The following is a 597-nucleotide window of genomic DNA, read 5'->3' on the forward strand; positions in this document are numbered from 1 at the left end:
CCCCGCTGTTGTTCCCTGAGGGGCCATTGGCGTTCATGCCCACCAAGATAAAGGACGGAACGATCAGCAAAAACAGCAACGCCATGGTGACCTTGGTGTGCTTGCGAATGAAATCAAACATCTCGAACTTCCTGTGCTGCAACAGCTTTACGAACAAACCGGGAGCCAACAACAAAAAAGGCGAACCATGTTCGCCTTTTTTCGTGGGTGGTGGGTGCTGACGGGCTCGAACCGCCGACCTACGCCGTGTAAGGGCGCTGCTCTACCAACTGAGCTAAGCACCCCACGTTGAGTTTCCGTTCAGTTCAAAGCATCCTTGAGAGCTTTGCCTGGACGGAACTTTGGAACCTTGGCAGCCTTGATTTTAATCGCATCGCCGGTACGTGGATTGCGACCGGTGCGCGCGGCACGTTTTCCCACGGCAAAAGTGCCGAAACCCACCAGAGACACCGAGCCTCCTTTTTTCAGGGTTGTTTTCACAGCGCCAATGGTTGACTCCAGTGCGCGCGTAGCGGCAGCTTTGGAAATATCAGCATGCTTGGCAATGTGCTCGATCAGTTCAGTCTTGTTCACAAGGAGCCCCTCGTTGATAAAAAG

General features: G+C 53.6%; 1 protein-coding gene and 1 tRNA gene. Both read right to left on the minus strand.

Annotation, left to right across the window (positions count from 1 at the left end; genetic code table 11):
- Window positions 1–208: 208 nt before the first annotated feature.
- Window positions 209–284: transfer RNA gene (locus tag AC1D0Z_RS23755), tRNA-Val, on the minus strand.
- A gap of 16 nt (window positions 285–300) precedes the next feature.
- Window positions 301–573, minus strand: coding sequence for an HU family DNA-binding protein (locus tag AC1D0Z_RS23760; RefSeq protein WP_007874140.1), 273 nt, complete (start codon window positions 571–573; stop codon window positions 301–303).
- Between the last annotated feature and the right edge of the window lie 24 nt (window positions 574–597).

This window comes from Polaromonas sp. P1_E3, assembly GCF_056405935.1.